Origin of the sequence: Streptomyces sp. NPDC047081 (assembly GCF_040643775.1) — a bacterium.
In the GTDB taxonomy this organism is placed as follows: domain Bacteria; phylum Actinomycetota; class Actinomycetes; order Streptomycetales; family Streptomycetaceae; genus Streptomyces.
In genome coordinates this window covers 31821-51468 of sequence record NZ_JBEYUY010000005.1, presented here as the reverse complement: position 1 = coordinate 51468, position 19648 = coordinate 31821, and the positions used below count along the sequence as shown (strand labels likewise).

Here is a 19648-nt window from a genome sequence, read left to right as displayed (position 1 = left end):
GGGACGGACGCCGTACGGGGCGTGTCTCCCCTTTGCCTGTCGTACGGCCGCCATTCGGCACGAGGTTCAACAGGGAGGGGCACCACCGTCATGGGACGTCACAGCTTGCCCGATCAGTATGGGGCGGGCGGCAGCGACCCCCGTCCACGCGCGCGCCGCCGGACGGTGGCGATCGCGACGGTTCTCGTTCTCACCGTCGCCGGCGGCACCGCGGGTGCCGTCAAGGGCGGTCTGCTCTCGTTCGGCTCGTCGTGCAAGGACGACCCGGTGCGGCTCCGGCTCGCCGCCTCGCCGGACATCGAGCCCGCCCTCACGGCGGCGGCGAAGCGGGCCCGGGACAGCGGCGTCACCTCGGACGGCCGCTGTGTCGCGGTCACGGTGACCGCGCGCGACTCGTACAAGGTCGCGGACGAACTGACCGCGGGCAAGAAGCCGGACGCGCAGGTGTGGGTGCCGGACTCGCAGCTGTGGGTCGACCGGATCACCGCGAACAGCGCCGCGACCGACGTGACCCCCGCGGGTCAGGTCGCCTCTACGCCGGTCGGCGTGGCGATGGTGCCGACGGCGGCGAAGTCGCTCGGGTGGCCGAGGAAGACGTACAGCTGGATCGAGCTGGCCGGCGCCGCCATGCAGAACGACTCGCTGAAGCTGGGCGCCGCCGACCCCGCGCGCAGCGCCACCGGGCTGCTCGCGCTGACGCAGTTGATGACCGCCGCCGCCGGGCTGAAGGGCGGGGAGACCCAGGCCGCGGCCATGATGAAGACGCTGTCGCAGCGCACCTCGGACAGCGACAGCCAGGTCGTGGACACGCTGCCGCGCGACTCCTCGGGCACCGAGCTGGGCAATCCGAAGCGCAACCAGGCGCTCATCCTCACCGAGCAGGCGGCGTACGCCTACAACGCCTCGGCGGACGGGGGCAACGGGCTCGACATGTTCTATCCGAAGGACGGCTCGCCCGTACTGGACTACCCGTACGTGATGGTCGACCAGCTGTCGACCGACGAGAGCCGGGCCGCGCTGCGGTTCATGAACTACCTGCGCCAGACGGAGCAGTTGAAGCTCCTGCAGAAGTACGGTTTCCGCACCTCCGACGACAGCGCGCCGGAGACAGTGGTGGCCGAGGCCGGCGGCGAGAGCCCGCAGCCGTACGACGAACCCGCGCCGCAGGCCGCCTCGGACTCCTCGCTCCAGGAGGCGCTCGGCACCTGGACGATCACCGTGCAGAGCGCCCGGATCACCACGGTCGTGGACGCCTCCGGGTCCATGGCGGAGCCCGTGTCGAAGTCGGGCCAGTCGCGGATGGACGTCACCAAGGCCTCGCTGCTGCAGGCGCTCGCCACCTTCACGCCCGAGGACGAGATCGGGCTGTGGGAGTTCTCCACCAAGCTGGACGGTGACAAGGACTACCGCGTCCTGGTGCCGACCGAGCGACTCGGCGACCAGAAGGACGGCAGCACCGTACGGGACAAGCTGTCGGCGGCGTTCACCGGCCTGGAGCCGGTGCCGAACGGCGCGACCGGCCTGTACGACACCACGCTCGCCGCCTACCGGGAGGCCACCGCCTCTTATGTGAAGGGCAAGTTCAACGCCCTGGTCATCCTGACCGACGGCGTCAACCAGGACCCGGGCAGCATCAGCCGCTCCAAACTGATCAGCGAACTGCAGAAGCTCACCAACCCCGAGCGTCCGGTCCCGCTGATCATCATCGCCGTGGGTCCCGACGCCGACCAGCAGGAGGCCGAGGAGATCGCCCAGGCCACCGGCGGCTCCGGCCAGTCGGTCAGCAACCCGTCCCAGATCCAGGCGGTGATGCTGAAGGCGATCGTGGCGGCGGGGGCCCAGGGCAACAGCCAGGACTGAGCCCGCCTGATCGCGTCACCCCAGCGGCACCGGCTCGGGCAACCCCACGGGCCAGGTGTGCACCGGCTCCCCCTGATGCATCAGATCGCGGTACCTGCGGGTGGTGGCCGCCAGCGCGGCATCCCTCGACAGCCCCGCCTCCAGGGCCCGGTGGAAGGTCGCCGCCTGCCAGGACGCGCCGTTGACCCGGCGCCGGCAGCGCTCCTCGATCACCCCGAGGTAGAAGTCCCGGTCGGCCCGCTCCACCCCCCACGCGTCCAGGCCGGCCTCGGCCAATGGCAGCAGTTCGTCGCGTACGAGGCTCACCGCGTCGACCTCGGCGGTGCCGCCGTACCGTCCACGGCGCGGCCACTGGAGGCGGGCGTCGATGCCGTCCCGGCACGCGGCGTCGAAGTTGGCCTCCGCCGCCTCGAAGGACAGCCGGGTCCACACCGGCCGCGACTCCTCGGCGAGGGCGCGGACCAGGCCGTAGTAGAAGGCCGTATTGGCGATGACGTCGGTGACGGTGGGGCCCGCGGGCAGCACGCGGTTCTCGACGCGCAGGTGCGGGACGCCGTCGGCGATGCCGTAGACCGGGCGGTTCCAGCGGTACACCGTGCCGTTGTGCAGGACGAGTTCGGCGAGTGTGGGGACGCCGCCCGCGTCGAGGACGTCGAGCGGGTCCTCCTCGTCGCAGATCGGCAGCACGGCGGGGAAGAAGCGCAGGTTCTCCTCGAACAGCTCGTACGCGGAGGAGATCCAGCGTTCCCCGAACCAGGTGCGCGGCCGTACGCCCTGGGCCTGGAGTTCGGGTGGGCGGGTGTCGGTGGACTGCAGGAAGAGCGGGGGCCGGGACTCGCGCCATAGCTCACGGCCGAACAGGAACGGGGAGTTGGCGCCCACGGCGATCTGCGCGGCCGTGACGGCCTGCGCGGCGTTCCACACGTCGGCGAAGCGGGCCGGGGTGACCTGGAGGTGCAGTTGTACGGAGGTGCAGGCGGCCTCCGGCGCTATCGACTTCGAGGTGCAGGTGAGGTGCTCGACGCCGTCGATGTCGAGGACGAAGTCCTCGCCGCGCGCGGCCACGATCTGTTCGTTGAGCAGCGCGTAGCGGTCGACGGCGGAGAGATTGGAGGAAACGAGGTCGTCGCGGTCGAGGGTCGGCAGAATTCCGATCATCACGATTCCCGCGTCGACCTCGCCCGCTTTACGGTCGGCATATGCCAGAGAGGTGCGGAGTTCCTCCCCGAGCCGGTCGAATACCCGCCCGCCCAATCGGTGTGGGGCTATGTTGACTTCCAGATTGAACATGGCGAGTTCTGTTTGGAAATCTCGGCTCGCGATGCGTTCGAGGACCTCGGCATTGAGCATTCTCGGCATGCCGTCGGCGCCGGTGAGATTCAATTCGATCTCCAGCCCCATGAGGTTCTTGGGGCGGTCGAACCGCTTCTCGGCCAGGAGCCGCTCCAGCCCCGCAAGGCACCTGCGCAGCTTGTCGCGGTAGAGCTGCCGATCGGACAGATCGAACCGGCCTGCCACGACCTTCTCCCCCATCGAAGCGTCCCTCCTCGATCGGGCGGCGGGAAGATCCCGGCCGCCGGTGTCGGGTCACGTGGGATGATGCCCAGCCGCGGCGATCGGTAACGTCCCCGCGCGGGCCCGTCGACCGCTACTCTGATGGGATGTGACCGGAGGCACATTCACGAGGCATGAAACGGTGCGTTGTTTCGGGCCGAAGAAGACCTCGTGAAAAATGCCGACGAGAATTGGCCGACCGCGCCCCGGGCATTTCCCGAGGTCACCGCAGCGGCGCCGAGGGGAATCGGGATGATTCCCACGTATCGCCGACCGGATACACCCTTGCCGGGTGCACCGCAAACGGCTAGACGAAACACCGTCTGAACACATGTCGTATAAACTCCGCGAACAAGGCAGAGGGTTGGCGCCCGCGGTCGTGGAACCTGCCGTCGAGGTGACGTGCGGCAGGCCTCACCCATATCCCTCGTTCCCAGACCCCGGCCCCGCCTCTCTGACCGCGTGAGCAGACAGCGCCGTCCGCCCCCGCCCTCGCGCCACCGTGCCTGTCGAATGAGAGGCGACCCACCATGCCGCTGCATGTCCCCCCGGCACCCGCACCTGCCCTGCGCACCGTTCTCACCGCACTCGCCTCGCCCACCGCGGTCCGCGAGGCCCGAACACCCGCCCTGCTGCGTTCCCAGGCACCCGCCACCCCCGAACTCCCGCTGCCCGTCCATGTGCTGGACGACCTCACGCCCGCGGGCATGTCCGCCACCCGGCTGGCCGGGTGGCGCTTCCTGATCCACTGCGGCGACCGCGCCGTGGCCGCGGCCGAGACCCGGCTGACCCCCGACGGCTGGGCCTTCTCACACTTCTTCGAGGGCCCCTACATCACCTCCACCGAGCGCGCCCTGCGCCAGGCGGAGACGATGCCCCAGACCTACCAGCCACGCCTGCTCTCGGTACCCAGCCTGTACATGCTCACGCTGTGGCTGCACGGCGACAGCACGGCGGACGGGGCGAGCGGCCACCCCGCCGCCACCGATCTGCTGGTCCCGCTGGCCCCTGCCCCGCCCGGTATCGCGGCCCATCGCCCGCACCGGGTCGCCGAACTCCTCCCGGTGCTGACCCATCGGGTGACTGCCGCACCCCTGCTGAGCCAGCCCGCCTGAACCCCACCTCCGCGAGGCCCTTCGTACCCCGCTCCCGAATTTCCGGGTGGCGGGGTACGACGCTTTTCCCGGCACCTTTCCCGACTCATCTGCTCGTACGAGCAAATGACTGCTCGTACGAGCCGAAAACCGTCCCTGACCAGGAAGGACTAGCCCTATCCGGCCACCGCGAACCACCCGAAGTGACAGTGCAGTTGGAATGAACCGCCCAGCCGGGTGATGCGTCATCAACCTGTGAAGAAGTGGTGCCGCAAAATGCCTGCGGATTGACGTCCGTGGGGCAACACTGGGACTGGACCGACTTATCACAACGGGGGGCGGCCATGGACAGCGCTTCAAGCCGCAAAGCAGACACGACAGCCATCCCACACATCACGACAGAGCGAAAGATCCCACCAATGTGCCAGCACCAGCCACCGTGCCCGTCAGCAGACTCCGCCGACCGGGAGTGCGCCCGACTCGTGGTGCACCACCCGGAGCAGGGATGGAGCCTGCTGTGCAACGGCGTTCTGCTCTTCGAGGACACCGGTGAGCTCCTGCCCGACGGCAAGATCATCGCCCCGCACCGCCCGCTGGGCGCGAACAAGGTGATGACCGCCGCCTGAGGCGGCGGCCGGGCGGCGCCGCCGAGCCGTCCGGTGGATTTTCAGGGGCCGGTCGCGGACACGAACCGCGAGCCGGCCCCGACGCATGTCGGGGGTCGGTCACTCCCCGTAGTTACCCGTGCGTAATGAGGTTCGCACTTCCCATGAGCGCCGGTTTTCCGGAAGACTTCTGGAAGTTTCGCCGCAGGCGCCCACGTTCGCCGCAGGCGTCCACGGAGGTGGGGGACATGGCAGCAGACGGGGCCGGTGCCGAGGAGGCGTCCGAGACACGGGGCCGGGTCACGATCACGGAGATCGCCCGGCAGGCCGGCGTCTCGGTGCCGACCGTCTCCCGGGTCGTCAACGGCCGCTCCGACGTGTCGCCGCGCACCCGCGCCCGCGTCGAGGACCTGCTGCTGAGGTACGGCTACCGCAAGCGCGCGGGCTCCTCCGCCACCCGTGCCGCCCTGCTCGACCTGGTCTTCAACGACCTCGACAGCCCCTGGGCGGTGGAGATCATCAGGGGCGTGGAGGAGGTCGCGCACGCATCGGGCGTCGGCACGGTCGTCTCCGCGATCCACGGCCGCTCGGGCGACGCCCGCGAGTGGATGCGCAACCTCAGGGCCCGCGCCTCCGACGGGGTCATCCTGGTCACCTCGGCCCTGGAGCCGCTGCTGCACGAGGAGTTGCGGGCGCTCGGCGTCCCCCTGGTGGTCGTCGACCCGGCGGGCTCGCCCACGCTGGAGGTCCCCACGATCGGCGCCGCCAACTGGTCGGGGGGCATGGCCGCCACCCAGCACCTGCTGTCCCTGGGCCACCGCAGGATCGGCCTGATCGCGGGCCCGCCCCGGCTGCTGTGCTCCCGCGCCCGCCTCGACGGCTACCGCGCGGCCCTGGAGGGCGCCGGCATCGCCCTCGACGGAACCCTCGTCGTCCCCGGCGACTTCCGTCCCGAGTCCGGCTTCACCGGCTGCAACGCCCTGCTGGACCTGCCCGAGCCGCCGACCGCCCTGTTCGCGGCCAGCGACCAGATGGCCCTGGGCGCGATCGAGGCGCTGCGGCGGCGCGGCCTCAGAGTGCCGGAGGACATGAGCATGGTCGGCTTCGACGACCTCCCGGAAGTCCGCTGGTCGGCGCCGCCGCTCACCACGGTCCGCCAACCGCTCGCCGACATGGGCAAGTTGGCGGTCCGCACGGTTCTGCGGCTGGCCCGCGACGAGCAGCCCGACTCGCCTCGCGTGGAGCTGGGCACGGAGTTGGTGGTGCGGTCGAGCACGGCACCCCCGGCACCCTGACCGGGGGTGCCGGACCCCGGCGGTGCTCCCCACTGCACCGCCGGGGCGTTCGGGAAACCCCCTACTTGCCGCCCAGCGCCTCCCTGATCGCGAAGTACGCCGGTTTCGGCTGGAGTTGCTCGTCCCACGGGAGCGCGGCGCCCTGACCGGGGAAGAAAGCAGGGATCCACGAATAGCGATCTGTGTAATCCCACACCGTGATGCCCACACACCGCCGCACCGCGAGACACGCGGCGGTCAGGTCCCGGTACCAGTCGGCCTGTTGCGCCAGCTTCTCCTCGGTCGCCGGCAGGATCATCCGTACGTCGACCTCGGTGAGCGCGGTGTCGAGGCCGAGCTTCGAGAAGCGGCGGAGGTTGTCCTCCAGGGTGGTCGGATAGCCGTACTGCAGGGCCAGATGGGCCTGGAGGCCGATGCCGTCGAGCGGCACGTGCTGGGCCTTGAGCTGCTGGGCGAGGGCGTAGTACGCGTCGCTCTTCGGGCCGACCGCCTCGATGTTGTAGTCGTTGAGGTAGAGCTTCGCGTGCGGGTCGGCCTGGTGGGCCCAGCGCAGGGCGTCGGCGATGTAGCCGGGGCCGAGGGTCTTGTACCAGATGGTCTCGCGGTAGGTGCCGTCCTCGTTGAAGGCCTCGTTGACGACGTCCCAGGAGTAGACCTTGCCGCGGTAGTGCCGTACCTCCGTCTGGATGTGCTTCTTCAGTACGGCCCTCAGCTCGTCGGCGGTCCACTCGCGGTCGGTGAGCCAGCCCGGCAGCTGGCTGTGCCAGACCAGGGTGTGGGCGCGGACCTTCTGGTGGTTCTCGCGGGCCAGGTCGACGATCTGGTCGCCGTTCGTCCAGTCGAAGACGCCCTGCTGGGGCTCGGTGGCGTACCACTTCATGCCGTTGCCGGGCGTGATCATGTCGAACTCGCTGCCGAGCAGGGCCGTGTAGGCGGTGTCGGTGAGTTCGGGGTTGTCGGTGGCGCTGCCGAAGTAGCGGCCGTGGCGCTGGGCGAGGTCGGCGAGGGTGGCGGGCCGTTCGTGGGCCTGGGCCGGGGTGCCGGTGGTGAGGCCGGCGGCGACCAGGGCGGCGGCGAGGGCGCCGACGAGTCTGAGACGGTTCTTGGGCATGGTGCGACTCCTCACGGGGTGGGGTGCGGGGCCGTACGTCCGCGGGCGCGGGTCATCCCTTCGTCGCGCCGGCGGTGAGGCCGCCGACGAGCTGGCGCTCGGCGACCGAGTAGAAGGCGAGGGCGGGGACCATCGCCAGGACCAGGTAGGCGAAGACGCGGGCGTACTCCGCCGAGTACTGGCCCTGGAACTGCTGCACGCCGATCGGCAGGGTCCACCACTTGGCGTCGGTGAACACCAGCAGCGGCAGCATGAAGTTGTTCCAGCTGGTGACGACGGCGAGCACGGAGACCGTGCCGAGCGCGGGCCGGGCCATGGGCAGCAGCACCCGCCAGAAGAAGCCGAAGGCGCTGCATCCGTCGAGGGTGGCGGCCTCCTCCAGTTCCCCCGGGATCTGCCGGAAGAAGCCCCGCAGGATGATGATCGTCATCGGCAGCCCGAAGGCGGCCTGCGGGAGGATCACGCCCAGCGGGTTGTCCAGCAGGTCGAGGTAGCGCAGCAGCAGGAAGAGCGGCAGGGCGGCCACCGCGAAGGGGAACATCAGCCCCATCGTGAAGAAGGTGAACAGCACCTCCCGGCCGCGGAAGGCGAACCGCGCGAAGGAGAAGGCCGCGAGCGCCGACACCGCGACCACCAGCACGGTCGTACCGACCGCGATCAGGGTGCTGTTGCCGAGCAGCCGCCAGAAGTCGTCGGAGCCGAGGATGTCCGTGTAGTTGCCGGTCAGCCAGTGCTCGGGCAGTCCGAAGGGGTTGCGGGAGAGCTCGTCGGTGGACTTGAAGCCGGACAGCACGGCGTACAGCAGGGGTACGACCATCACCGCGCCGACCAGGACGAGGACCACGTGCAGCGGCAGATTGCGTACGGTCTTCACTTGCCGTCTCCCCTCATGTTCGTGGTGGCGCCTTCGAGGTCGCGGCGGAGCACGAACCGCTGGTAGGCGAGGGCGAAGACGAGGCAGATGCCGAACATGACCACGCTGATCGCGCTGGCGTAGCCGACCTGGTAGCGCTTGAAGCCGTACTGGAACATCGTCACGGCCATCGTCTCGGAGTGGTGGTCGGGACCGCCCTGGGTGATCACCCACACCAGGTCGAAGAGCTGGATCGCCCCGATGACGGAGAGGAAGACGCTGATGCGCAGGGTGGGCGCGAGCAGCGGCAGGGTGACGTTGCGGAAGCGCTGCCAGGGGCCGGCGCCGTCGATGAGGGCCGCCTCGGTCAACTCGGCCGGGATGGACTGGAGTCCGGCCAGGTAGAGCATCATGTGGAAGCCGAAGTACTTCCAGGTCATGACGAGGAAGAGGGTCGCCATGACGTAGGAGGGGTCGGCGAACCATTCGCCGCCGAGCCCGTCGAGGCCGATGCTGCCGAGGATGTGGTCGGCGAGTCCGTCGTCGGGGGCGAAGATCATGCTGAAGAGGACGCCGGTGATGGCCTCGGACAGGACGTACGGCGCGAAGAACAGCATGCGGTAGACGGCCCGGCCGCGGATGCGCTGGTTGAGGGCGACGGCCAGGGCGAGCGCGAACGGCAGTTGCAGGGCGAGCGAGAGGACGATCAGGACTCCGCAGCGCCACAGGTCGCCGAGGAAGACGTCGTCCTGGAAGAGGCGGGTGAAGTTGTCGCCGCCGACGTAGTCGGAGGGCATGCCGAAGCCGCCCCAGCGGAAGAACGCGGCGTACAGCGCGAACAGCATCGGCAGCAGCACCAGGCCGATGAACAGCACCAGGGCGGGCACCTGGAAGCCGACCGCGGTGAGCCAGTGCGCCAGCCGGCGGCGGGCGCGCCGCCGGGCCGACGTCGCCGTCGGGGAGGAGAGGGCGACGTCGGGGCCGGTCCGCTTGTCCGGGAGGAAAGTGGAGGTCATCGCCGGCTACTACGCTTCCTTCGCGGTCTTGGTGATCGACTGCGTGACCTGCTCGGGGGACTTGGAGCCGGCGATCAGCGCGGAGACGCTGTCGTTGACCTCCTGGCCGACGGCGGGCGCGTAGGCCTGGTCGAGGTAGAGCTGGAAGCCGGTGGCGGCGTTCAACTGGGCCTGTACGGCCTTGGTGTTGGGGTCGGAGAGGCCCTTCTCGGCGGCGGGCAGGATCGGCAGGGTGCCGGTCTTCTTGACGAGTTCGAGGTCGGTGGCCTCGGAGGCGAAGAACTTCAGGAAGTCGACGGCCGCCTCCGGGGCGCCCTTGCGCAGGGCGTGTCCGCCGCCGCCGCCGAACACCTCGGTGATGGCGCCCTTTCCGCCCTCGACGGCCGGGAAGGGGAAGAAGCCGAGGTTCGCGCCGAGGCCCTTGCCGGAGTCGGCCTCGACGGACGGGGCCCACTGGCCCATCAGCTCCATGGCGGCCTTGCCGTTGCCCATGGTGGCGGCCTGTCCGGTCGGCGTGGAGTAGGCGGCGCCGAGGAACCCCTTCTGGAACGGCTGGAGTTGGACCAGTTCCTTGAGGTGCTGTCCGGCCTGGACGAGCCCGGGGTCGGTGAAGTCCTTGCTGTCGTTGGCCTTCTTGAGGGTGTCGAGGCCCGCCGTGCGCATCGCCAGGTAGGCCCAGTAGTACATCTCGGGCCACTTCTCCTTGCCCGCCAGCGCGATCGGCGTGATCTTCTTCGCCTTCAGCTTCTTGACCGTGTCGAGGAAGCCGCTCCAGGTGGTCGGTGGCTCGGTGATGCCGGCCTGTTTGAAGAGCGCCTTGTTGTACCAGAACCCGATCATGCCGATGTCGAAGGGGATGCCGTACGTCTTGTCGTCGAGGATGTACGCCTGCTTGGCGACCGACAGCAGGCCGTCGGCCCACGGCTTGGTCTTGTCGGTGAGGTCCTCGACGAGCCCGGCGTCGACCTGCTGCTGGAGGACGCCCCCGCCCCAGGTGTGGAAGATGTCGGGCAGCTTCCCGGAGGCGGTCAGCGAGGTCATCTTCGTCTTGTAGGCGTCGTTCTCCAGCTGGGTGATCTTTATCTTCACCTTGGGGTTCTGCGCCTCGAACTTCTTGGCAAGCCCGGCCCAGACGGTCTTCGCGGGCTCGGTGGTGGAGATGTTCCACCACTCGATCGTGGTCGTCCCGTCGGACGACCCCCCGTCCGAGTCGCCACCGCAGCCGCTCAGTGCCGTCATGCCCAGACCGGCCGCGGCGGAGGCCGCCAGGAAGCCGCGGCGGGACAGTGCCCGGTCGCCCATATTGCGCTCCTTGGATAGGGACGGCGCGTCCACGACCGTCCGCTGGGACCGAAAGTTTCGGAAGTGATCCAGAAAGATGCGTTGTTGCCGCACCCTAGAGACAGCTCCCAAACGGTGGCAACCCCTTGTACGCAGTGAATCTGCGGGCAACTTGTGCACCGGCGCCGAGCGTTGCGGCGATGCGGATGAGGTGGCGACCGAAACATTCGGCATGATCGGCGAACTTTGCGGAACGGTTCCGGCAACAGGGAAGCATCACGCGCGATGAAAAACGGCGGCACCCCCTGAGGGGCGCCGCCGTCGACGAGGGCGGTGACCGCTACTGCGTCACCTTGTCTCCCTTCGGTCCGGCCGCGAACCACTTGCCGTCCAGTCCCTGACCGTTGAGGTCACCCGGCTTGCTGTCGCCGGAGAAGCGGTAGAGGGGCCAGCCGCCGACGGTGATCTGGACCTGGCCGTCCTGCCGGCGGAAGGCGCCGACCTGCTTGGGGTCCACGCCCGCCAGGTAGACGTTGCCGCCCTCCTGGACCGTCACCGGGGGCCACTTCACGGCGCAGGCGCCGTTGCAGGCCGACTGGCCGGAGCCGGCCGTGTCGGCGTCGAAGCGGTAGAGCGCGGCCTGGTTGATGTTGATGAGGTGGGGCGCGTTCAGCGGCGCCGAGGTGACCGCGGAAAGCTGCACCCACTTGGGCGGCGTCTCCTGCACAGCCGCTCCGACCACGGTCCCGCCGGTGCCGTTGAGGCCGTTGTCCTGCGCGGTGGAGTCCACCACCTGGAGCGCCGAGTTGCCCGCGCCCTGGGCGGGGGCTGACGCCGTGGCCGAGGGCGAGGCCGCGGCGGACGACGCGGGGGCCGAGGAGGCCGGGCCCGAACTGTCGCCGATGGAGATCGTCTTGCCGCAGGCCGACAGGCTCAGCACACCGCACAGGGCGAGCACGGGAGCGACGACGGCACGGCGGGTGAAGAGCGAGGTCATGCCTGACACACGAGACGGAGGCCGGGGAGGGTTCACTGAACGTTTCGGGCCCGCGGCCTCGTGTTCCCCGCAGAGGCGAATCCTCAGCGAACAGAAACGGGGGCCCGCAGTGGCGTCGGACGTCAACATCCCCGGGAGCGAGCTCGAGGAGGCCAGGAACATGCTGGCCTTCGTGCACGACAACATCGACATCGGACACCACACGTTCGACTTCGATGCCGCGTTCGGGCCCGAGCTCTCCCACGGCTCCGCCCAGAACTTCGAGAACAAGTGGGAGGACGGCAAGCACCAGCTGCAGAAGCAGGTGCAGGGCATCCGCGACGCCATCGGCAACATCCTCGACTCCTTCGAGAAGACCGACCAGGACGCGGTGGCGAACCTCGACGACGGAGGCGGCAAGTGAGCACGGCACAACGATTTCTGCTGGACATCCCGGACCAGTGGCAGCAGGTCGACCTGAGCGGCGAGGAGCTGGCCAGGACCCGCGCCCAGGCGCTCGCCACGACCGACGACCCGCGCGAGAAGGCGCGGATCAACGACATGTTCCGGCAGGGCCGCGAGCTGACCCGGGCGGCCCGCCGGCACGGGGCGCTGCTGGCCGCGGGCACGGCGACCATGTACACCGAGGGCCTCTTCATGGCGTACGGCATGGTGTTCGCCGTCAGCACGCCCGAGGGCGAGGAGCTCACGCTGCCGGTGCTGTCCGCGCGGCTCGGCGTCTCCTCCGCTACGGGAGTGGCGCCCAAGGACCGCGTCATCGCGTCGGCGAAGGTCCCGCACGTGGGCACGGTGGCCCGGGTCACCGGCACCGAGGTGACCCGGCTGACCGGAGACATCGACGTCAAGCTGCTGACGATGCACACGATGATGCCGGTGCCGGGCAGCACCGAGGACTTCCTGGTCGTCACCCTCGCCAGCCCCAATCTGCCGCTGAAGAGCGAGGTCTACGACCTGTTCGACGCCATCACCGGCACGTTCCGCTTCGTCACGGACGACGGTGTCCAGGTGCCGCCGAAGGACGACACGGTCGCCGCCTGATCCACCGCACGCAGCCCGAAGGGCGGCCGGACCCCCACGGTCCGGCCGCCCTTCGGCGTGCGGAGGGAGGTGCGCTCCCGCGGGGGAAGCGGGGGCGCACCTCCCCGTCTCAGAGCCCCGCGTCGGGGAGCGGCACCTGTACGGCGCGCAGGGTCCCGTCGCCCAGGTGCATGAGGCCCCGGCCCGGCTGCGGGGCCTGGCCGACGACGCCCCGGGTCAGCTTGACGCCGATCACCTCGCCTTCGCTCAGGCCCTGCGGGGAGAGGAGCATGCCGGTGCGGTTGCGCTTCACCTGGCCCATCCAGCCGGCCAGGCTCAGCGCCAGCGACTCGGCGTTGCCTGCCGCGAGGAGGCCCCAGCCGGTGCCGGCTCCGCCGCGGGCGAGCAGTGCGAGGTCGGGGTCGATCTCGGCGCCCATGAGGAGTTCGGCGTCGTCGACGACGATCACGCCGTGTTCTTCCGGGACGTTGCCGAGGGCCTGGCGGAACTCGCCGGCCGTGACCTCGGGGTCGGTGATGACGGTGGCCACGCCGGGCCGTCCCAGCAGTTGCCGCAACGGGGAACGCCTCGGTGCGAGCACGATCAGGCCGGTCCCCGCGGCCAGCAACGACTCCGCCGCGACGAGCAGGGCGGTGCTGCGACCGGTGCGCGGCGGCCCGGCGACCACGAAGGTCGGCACGTCCGCCAGGTCGGGACCCAGCGAGGTGAGGGTGTCGCCGCCGACGGCCACCAGGGGCCGCATGGGCCCGCCGTGGGTGTGCAGGGCGAGGGCGTCGGCGTACGTGATCCGGTCGGGGAGCACGTCGAGCCGGATCGGGCGACGGGCGGCGGGGACGGCGGCCTCGCGTTCGGTCAGCTCCCGGCCCAGGGTGAACAGCACCTCGGCCTGCGCGGTGCCGGACAGGTCCTCGCCGAGCACCGCGATCTGGGCCTCGCTGAGGTCCTGGGTGCGGATGCCGCGGCCCGGTTCGGGGTCGGTCGGGGCGGACTTGGTGGGGATGCCGACGCTGGAGTAGTCCTGCTTGTCGTTGAGCCTGAGGACGATCTTGTCCTCGGTGGTGCCGGAGAAGCGGCTGCTGCCGAGCACCCGGTCGCCGGCCAGCACGACATGGATACCGACGCCCGCGCCGTCGCGCAGCAGGCGGAGCATGCGCTCCAGGTAGCTGCCGTTGTCGTACGCGGTGAACTCCCGCTCGAAGACCTCGAACCGGTCGACCATCAGCACGATGTGCGCGAGCCGCTCCTCGGGTGCCTGGTTGCGGCGCAGTTCGGTCAGGTCGGCGGTGCCGCGCGCGCCCAGGATGCTCTGGCGGGCGGTGAGTTCGGCGCCGAGCCGGTCCAACAGGCGGCCCAGACGCTCGACTTGATTCCGGTCGACGACCGCACCGCAATGGGGCAGCGCGGTCAGGGCGTTGAGCGCGCCGTTGCCGCAGTCGATGCCGTAGAGGTGCACGTCGTCGGCGCCGTGGGCCTGGGCCAGTGCCGCGGCCAGGGTGCGCAGGGTCTGGGAGCGTCCGCTGCGCGGGGAGCCGACGATGTGCAGATGACCGGCCCGGTCGAGGTCGAGGACCAGCGGGGCGCGGGTCTGCTGGGCGGGCAGGTCGACGATGCCGTACTCCACGGCGGGCAGGGCCGCTTCGCGCTCGGCGGTGTGCTTGGGCGCGGGCGGCGGTGTCCACGGGAGCAGTGCGGGCAGCGGCGGCAGCCAGGGGCTGGGCTGACGGGGTACGTCGGCCAGCCGGGCCGCCTGTGCCACGGCGCCCGCGAGGACGGCGAGGTCGGTGACGGCCTCGGTCTGTGCCGCGCCGGAGCCGCCCCGGGAGCGGGCGGACGGCAGCGGTCCGCCGAGGTTCTGCCAGGTCACCGGCTCCGCATGGACGGTCACCTCGGTCCCGGCCGGGACTTCGCCGCCCGGGCGGCGGCCGCCGACACGGCCCGACTGGAAGGGCAGCAGGGCCGACGGGCCCAGACGGGCGTACGCGCGGCCCGGGTTGGCCGGGGAGATGTCCCCGGAGTCCGGGGCGTCGATGATGTCCCGGCTCTCGCTGGTGTCGGTGGTGCGCAGGGCGATGCGCAGGTTGGTGTTGGCGCGGATGTCCGGCGTGACCGCGCCGCCGGGGCGCTGGGTCGCGAGGACCAGGTGGATGCCGAGCGAGCGGCCGCGCTGCGCGATGTTCACCAACCCGGAGATGAAGTCGGGCAGTTCGCGCACCATGGAGGCGAACTCGTCGATGACCAGCAGCAGTCGGGGCAGCGGAGGCAGTACGTTGCCGCCGCGGGCGCGCTTGTCGAGGTAGTCCTCGATGTCCTTGGCGCCGGCCTGCGCCAACTGCGTCTCGCGGCGGCGCAGTTCGGCGCCGAGGGAGACCAGGGCCCGCTCCACGAGGCGGGTGTCGAGGTCGGTGACCAGGCCGACGGTGTGCGGCAGGTCGGCGCACTCGGCGAAGGCGCTGCCGCCCTTGTAGTCGACGAGCACGAAGGTCATCTCGTCCGGCCGGTTGACCACGGCGAGGGTGGCGACGAGGGTCTGCAGCAGCTCGGACTTGCCGGAACCGGTGGTGCCGGCGATCAGCGCGTGCGGACCGTCGCGCACCAGGTCGACGGCGAACTCACCGTCGTAACCCACCCCGAGCAGAGCCCTGGTGCTGCGGCCGCCGAGGGACCAGCCGGCCACCACGGCCTCGGCGGTGGGCGGTTCGATGTGCAGCAGGTCCAAGAGGCGTACGGCACCGGGCAGGGCGCTCTCGTCGCTGTCGCCGACGCCGCGCAGCGGGGCCAGGGCGCGGGCGAAGTGCTCGTACCAGTCGGGCTCCGGGGAGTCGCCGCGGACGTTCTCCAGGGCGGCGGCGGAGCCGGTGCGGACCTTGGCCGTGGTGGCGTCGGCGCCGGTGACGACGACGGCTCCGCACTCCTCGGGCAGCAGCCGCTCCTCGCGGTCGATGCAGAGGGTGTGGACGCCGACGGACGGGCCGTCGCGCAGCAGGGCGATCACGCCGGGCAACGAGCGGGCGCGGCGGGCCTGTTCGAGGACGACCAGGACGTCGGGGTAGCCGTTCACGCCGCCGCGGACCAGGTCGGGTCCTGCGGCGATGCGGGCGGCGACGAGCTGGCCGAGTTCGCCGATGCGGCGGGCCAGGGACTCGGCGGTGCTGCCGATCAGGGCGTAGGCGTCCTCGCCCTGGGCCTGGGCGTGGGGCAGCCAGCGGGTCCACGACCAGTCGCGTTCGCCGTCCGGTCCGGCCAGCACGACGATCCGCAGGTCGGTGGGGCTGTGCAGGGCGGCGGCCTGGGCGGTCAGCCAGCCGGCGAGCCGGGTCGCGCCCGGGCCCGCGATGCCCGCGACCCCGGCGCGGCGCAGCGGCACGGCGACCGGCACCTGGTTCAGCCACGGCACGGTGGAGCGCCGGTGCTCGTCCTGCTCGGGGTCGTCGACGCTCACGGACGAGGGCAGGTCGGTGGTGCCGACGCGCACGGTGAGGAAGTCGGGGTCCTGCCAACGGCGTTCCCACAGCCGCTCCGAGGGCTGGACCGCCATCTGGAGCAGCGTGGCCGGATCGGGCAGGGACAGGCGCAGGTTGTGCTGTTCTTCGAGTACGGCCGCTTCGATGTCGGCGCGCACCCGCGCGAGCGTCCCGTCGTACTCCTCCTTCTTCTCCAGGTACTTGAGCATCGCCTGCTTACGGCCGCCGAACTGGGTGACCAGGGCGGCGATCGGGGAGAGCAGGGCGATGAAGACGAAGGACCAGCGGTGGGTGACGAAGATGGCGATCGCCGCGCTGCCCGCGGGCAGGAGAAGGATCGGCAGCAGGGGGATGGGCCGCTTGTCGGGCTTGACCGGCGGTGTCGGCAGTCGGAACCTGGCGCCCGCGGCCGGGGGCAGGAACCTCGGGGGCCGGTTGAACTCCAGGCCGAGGCCGTCCTGCGCGGGGGTCAGCGGGGCGCGGGCCGTGGGCCGTGAGGTCAGCTCCAACAGGATGTCGCCGACGGCGAGTTGGCTGCCCTCCCGCCACGGCGACGGGTCCTCGGCGGGCTTGCCGTCGAGCAACGCCATGTCGGTCATGAGGAGTTGGGCGCTGCCGTCGAGCCGGATCCGCACTCGGGCCGCGAGCATCGGCGCACCCTCGGCGAGGCGGATCCGGCAGCTTGTGGCGTTGCCGATGTCGTAGTCGCCCGGGACCAGGCGGAACACGGTTCCCGCGCCCGGCCCGGAGACGACCCGGACCTCGGTACTGCCCTCGGGCTCGGGCTCCCGCGGCAGGGGAGCGCCGAGACCGAGGTCCATGCCGTCCCGGACACCGGCGCCCTGGAGCGTGGTGTTCGGGTCGACGGGGGTCGAGCCGATGTACAGGGGTGGCTCCCCCGCCGCCGCCCCCGCGTACCCGACGCTCCGGGCCAGCTCGGCCGCGAACCTGCCCGTCTGCGCGGACGGTTCGGTTTCCACGGCGACGGTGGTGGACACCCCCTCGACCTGCGGGTCACGCACGCTGACGGTCAATCGCACTGCTCATCGTCCTTCTCGTGTGGAGGTGGGTGCGGCACCGACCGCCGTGGCGGCGAGCCGGGCCGTTCGGTCAGGAGAGGTTGGAGCCGAGCTGGCTGTCGGTCTGGTCGAAGGCCTCGCCGACGGACTTCACGTACTGGCCGATGCCCTGCAGACCCTGGTTGACCTGCTCGAAGCCCTTGGCGAACTCGTCGAAGAACGGCTGGAACTTCTGCTGCGCGGCGGGCGTGCTGTAGCCGTCGGCGAGCAGGTTGGTGATCTTGCCGCGGACCTCGTTGAGCTTGTCCTGGAGCTGGGAGAAGTCGTTGAGCAGGGCCTGCGAAGTGGACGACGTGGTGTCGGAGTTGACGGCGTAGTTGGGCATGGGAGTTCTCCTTGCTGGTAGTTGGAGCGCTGACAGGTGGAGCGATCCGTCCGGGAAGGGGGACGGACGACTGGTGGCCGCGCGAACGCCCGTGCGCCTAGCGGCCGTTGCCGCCGCCCTGGCCCTCCGCGGGACTGGTCGGCGCGGTGACGAACCCGTCGCTGTTCGGCGACGGCGACGACGACTCACTGCCGGAGTTCGACTGCGAGTCGGAGGTGCTGATGGGCGGGACCGTGGGGCGCCCGGGGGCCGACCCGTCGCCGGGAGCGGTGGGCGAGGGTGCCGTGACCGGCGAATGCGGAGTGGTGGGAGAGGGCGGAAGCGGTACGTCCGCCGGGTTCGTCGGAGCAGGAGTGGCGGGCCGCGAGCCGGTCGGCGACGGCGGGACCGGCACGTTCGCCGGATCCACGGGAGCCGGAGTCGAGGGACGCGAGCCGGTCGGCGACGGCGGAAGGGGTACGTTCGCCGGATCGGCCGACGTGGGTCCGTGCGCCCCGGCCCCGCCATTCGCACCATCCGGCGCGGGACCATGCGCCCCAGCCCCGGCATTTCCACCGCCCGGCGCCGATCCCTGGGCCCCCGCGTTCGCGGGATCCGGTGTCGTCGGCTGCCCGGACCCCGGCGCATTCGTCGCCCCCGTCGACGGCCTCGGGCTGCCCTTGATCGGGATCTTGTCGGTGAGGCCGTCGATCGAGCGGCCGAGGCCCGCCTTGCCGACCGGCCCAGCACCCAGCTTCGGCGCGGAGTTGGCGATCTCACCGGCCGCGACCTCGTTGGGGTCACCGCCCTGGGCAACGCCCACGCCGATCTTCGTGCCCAGCGTGGCGCCCTCCTCGATCGCACCGCCGACCTGGTCGGAGGCCCGCTTACCGACCGTGTCCCCGGCCGCCGGCGCCGTCGTATCGCCGAAGCGGCCGCCCTTGCCCTCCTCCACCGGAGGGTTCCCACGACCCTTGCCGATCTTCCCGATACCGCCCTTGAAGGCCGCTCCGGCCACCGCCCCCGCCGCGGCCCCGGCGAACACGCCCGCGGCCGTGATCTGGTCGTGGTTGGCCGCCTTGGCGCCCGCCTCCAACGCCGAGTTGGTGAGGAACTTCCCGGTGACCTCCACACCCACCTTGCCGACGGAATTGCCGAGGACCCCGCTGACGATCTTGCTGTTGGTGAAGGACTCACCGATCTTGGTGATCGACGCGGTGCTCTTGGCGATGAACCCGGAGTTCTTGACCGCGGCCACGGCGGCCGGCGCGATCGCCTCCACGGCCCGCCCGCCCAGCTTCAGCAGCGAACCGCCGGGAACGATCCCGAGCAGCCCGACCACGAAGTCACCGGCTTTGATACCGCCGGTCTGACTCGCTATCACTTGGTTGAAGACGAACAACGCCCCGCCGAGCAGCGCCCCCACCACCGGGAAGAACACCGCGACCACGGCGATCAGCGCGGCCAGCAGGATCTGCACGAACGGGAAGTCCTTGAAGAAGTCGGCGATCTTCTGGAAGATGTTCCGCTCCGGAATCGCCTCCCCCGCCGCACGGTCCAGCACATCGGCACACTGCCGCTGCGCGCTCTCCCGCATCGACTTGGCCTGCTCGGCGAGGCTTTTCGCCGCGTTCAGCTGGGACTTGCCCGCGTCGATGGCGTCCTGCGCCTTGCGTGCCTCGGACTTCTCGGCGTCCGTAGGGTTCGCGCCGAGCTCCTTGGGCGCCTGGTTCGCCGCGGGCGCCGCGGCCTGTGCCTGGTCCACGGCCCGGTCGAAGGTGTCCTGGGCCTCGCGCAGCCGGGGCATGTAGTCGCTGTAGGCCTGGGCCGCGTCGTGGTAGGAGTTCATGGTCTTGGTCAGCTTGTCCGGGAGATCGTCGCCGATCTTCTCCTTCAGCTGGTCCATCGCCGAACCTCGGCCCTGCGAGATCGTGCCGTCCTTCTTCAGCACGTTCAGCGCCTTCTCGGCGGCGTCCCCGATGTCCCGGTACCGCTGCATCACGCCCTGGATCAGGTCCGGGTCGCCGGGGGTCGGGTCCGAGTCCATGCCGACGAGCCGGAAGTCCTCGGGACTCGAGTGCCGACGTGCCATGGGATCCC

General features: G+C 70.7%; 15 protein-coding genes. 6 read left to right on the top strand and 9 right to left on the bottom strand.

Features of this window, described 5'->3' with window-relative positions; all coding sequences use genetic code 11:
• Nucleotides 1–90 precede the first annotated feature (90 nt).
• Complete coding sequence (locus ABZ848_RS10950; RefSeq protein ID WP_360828755.1) at nt 91–1860, top strand: substrate-binding and VWA domain-containing protein; 1770 nt, start codon at nt 91–93, stop codon at nt 1858–1860.
• A gap of 15 nt (nt 1861–1875) precedes the next feature.
• Here the strand turns inward: ABZ848_RS10950 and ABZ848_RS10945 are convergent, their stop codons facing one another.
• Nucleotides 1876–3393: a glutamate--cysteine ligase gene (locus ABZ848_RS10945; protein WP_360828752.1), complete on the bottom strand. Its 1518-nt coding sequence runs from the start codon at nt 3391–3393 to the stop codon at nt 1876–1878.
• Between the two features lie 551 nt (nt 3394–3944).
• Between ABZ848_RS10945 and ABZ848_RS10940 the strand changes: the two genes are divergently transcribed.
• The 3 genes from ABZ848_RS10940 to ABZ848_RS10930 all read left to right on the top strand — a co-directional run bounded on the left by ABZ848_RS10940 (nt 3945) and on the right by ABZ848_RS10930 (nt 6408).
• Nucleotides 3945–4529, top strand: a complete 585-nt coding sequence (locus tag ABZ848_RS10940; protein ID WP_360828750.1) for a hypothetical protein — start codon at nt 3945–3947, stop codon at nt 4527–4529.
• Nucleotides 4530–4927: 398 nt separating this feature from the next.
• Entirely contained in the window at nt 4928–5134 is a 207-nt protein-coding gene (locus ABZ848_RS10935; protein WP_360828747.1) for a DUF5999 family protein, read from the top strand.
• A gap of 227 nt (nt 5135–5361) precedes the next feature.
• Nucleotides 5362–6408, top strand: a complete 1047-nt coding sequence (locus tag ABZ848_RS10930) for a LacI family DNA-binding transcriptional regulator (RefSeq protein ID WP_360828744.1) — start codon at nt 5362–5364, stop codon at nt 6406–6408.
• A gap of 61 nt (nt 6409–6469) precedes the next feature.
• Here ABZ848_RS10930 and ABZ848_RS10925 read toward each other — a convergent pair whose 3' ends face one another.
• From ABZ848_RS10925 to ABZ848_RS10905, 5 genes are all read right to left on the bottom strand, one after another.
• Entirely contained in the window at nt 6470–7519 is a 1050-nt protein-coding gene (locus tag ABZ848_RS10925) for an endo-1,4-beta-xylanase (protein WP_360828741.1), read from the bottom strand.
• A gap of 52 nt (nt 7520–7571) precedes the next feature.
• A complete protein-coding gene (locus ABZ848_RS10920; RefSeq protein WP_360829818.1) occupies nt 7572–8336 on the bottom strand; it encodes a carbohydrate ABC transporter permease in 765 nt (254 codons plus the stop codon).
• A gap of 53 nt (nt 8337–8389) precedes the next feature.
• Entirely contained in the window at nt 8390–9388 is a 999-nt protein-coding gene (locus ABZ848_RS10915) for a sugar ABC transporter permease (RefSeq protein WP_360828738.1), read from the bottom strand.
• 9 nt (nt 9389–9397) lie between these two features.
• Entirely contained in the window at nt 9398–10690 is a 1293-nt protein-coding gene (locus tag ABZ848_RS10910) for an extracellular solute-binding protein (RefSeq protein WP_360828735.1), read from the bottom strand.
• 319 nt (nt 10691–11009) lie between these two features.
• Nucleotides 11010–11666, bottom strand: coding sequence for a hypothetical protein (locus ABZ848_RS10905; protein ID WP_360828732.1), 657 nt, complete (start codon nt 11664–11666; stop codon nt 11010–11012).
• Between the two features lie 109 nt (nt 11667–11775).
• Here ABZ848_RS10905 and ABZ848_RS10900 point away from each other — a divergent pair, with 109 nt between their 5' ends.
• Nucleotides 11776–12069: a hypothetical protein gene (locus tag ABZ848_RS10900; protein ID WP_360828729.1), complete on the top strand. Its 294-nt coding sequence runs from the start codon at nt 11776–11778 to the stop codon at nt 12067–12069.
• Nucleotides 12066–12704 (top strand): hypothetical protein, encoded by a 639-nt coding sequence (locus ABZ848_RS10895; protein ID WP_360828726.1) that lies wholly within the window; start codon nt 12066–12068, stop codon nt 12702–12704. The genes ABZ848_RS10900 and ABZ848_RS10895 overlap by 4 nt, the downstream gene beginning before the upstream one ends.
• Nucleotides 12705–12813: 109 nt before the next feature.
• Here the strand turns inward: ABZ848_RS10895 and ABZ848_RS10890 are convergent, their stop codons facing one another.
• From ABZ848_RS10890 to ABZ848_RS10880, 3 genes are all read right to left on the bottom strand, one after another.
• Nucleotides 12814–17205 (bottom strand): FtsK/SpoIIIE domain-containing protein, encoded by a 4392-nt coding sequence (locus ABZ848_RS10890; protein WP_360828723.1) that lies wholly within the window; start codon nt 17203–17205, stop codon nt 12814–12816.
• A gap of 70 nt (nt 17206–17275) precedes the next feature.
• Entirely contained in the window at nt 17276–17569 is a 294-nt protein-coding gene (locus ABZ848_RS10885) for a WXG100 family type VII secretion target (RefSeq protein ID WP_242777669.1), read from the bottom strand.
• A 97-nt stretch (nt 17570–17666) separates the two neighbouring features.
• The gene (locus tag ABZ848_RS10880; RefSeq protein ID WP_360828720.1) at nt 17667–19640 is read right to left on the bottom strand and encodes a hypothetical protein; all 1974 of its coding nucleotides are present in this window, start codon (nt 19638–19640) and stop codon (nt 17667–17669) included.
• Between the last annotated feature and the right edge of the window lie 8 nt (nt 19641–19648).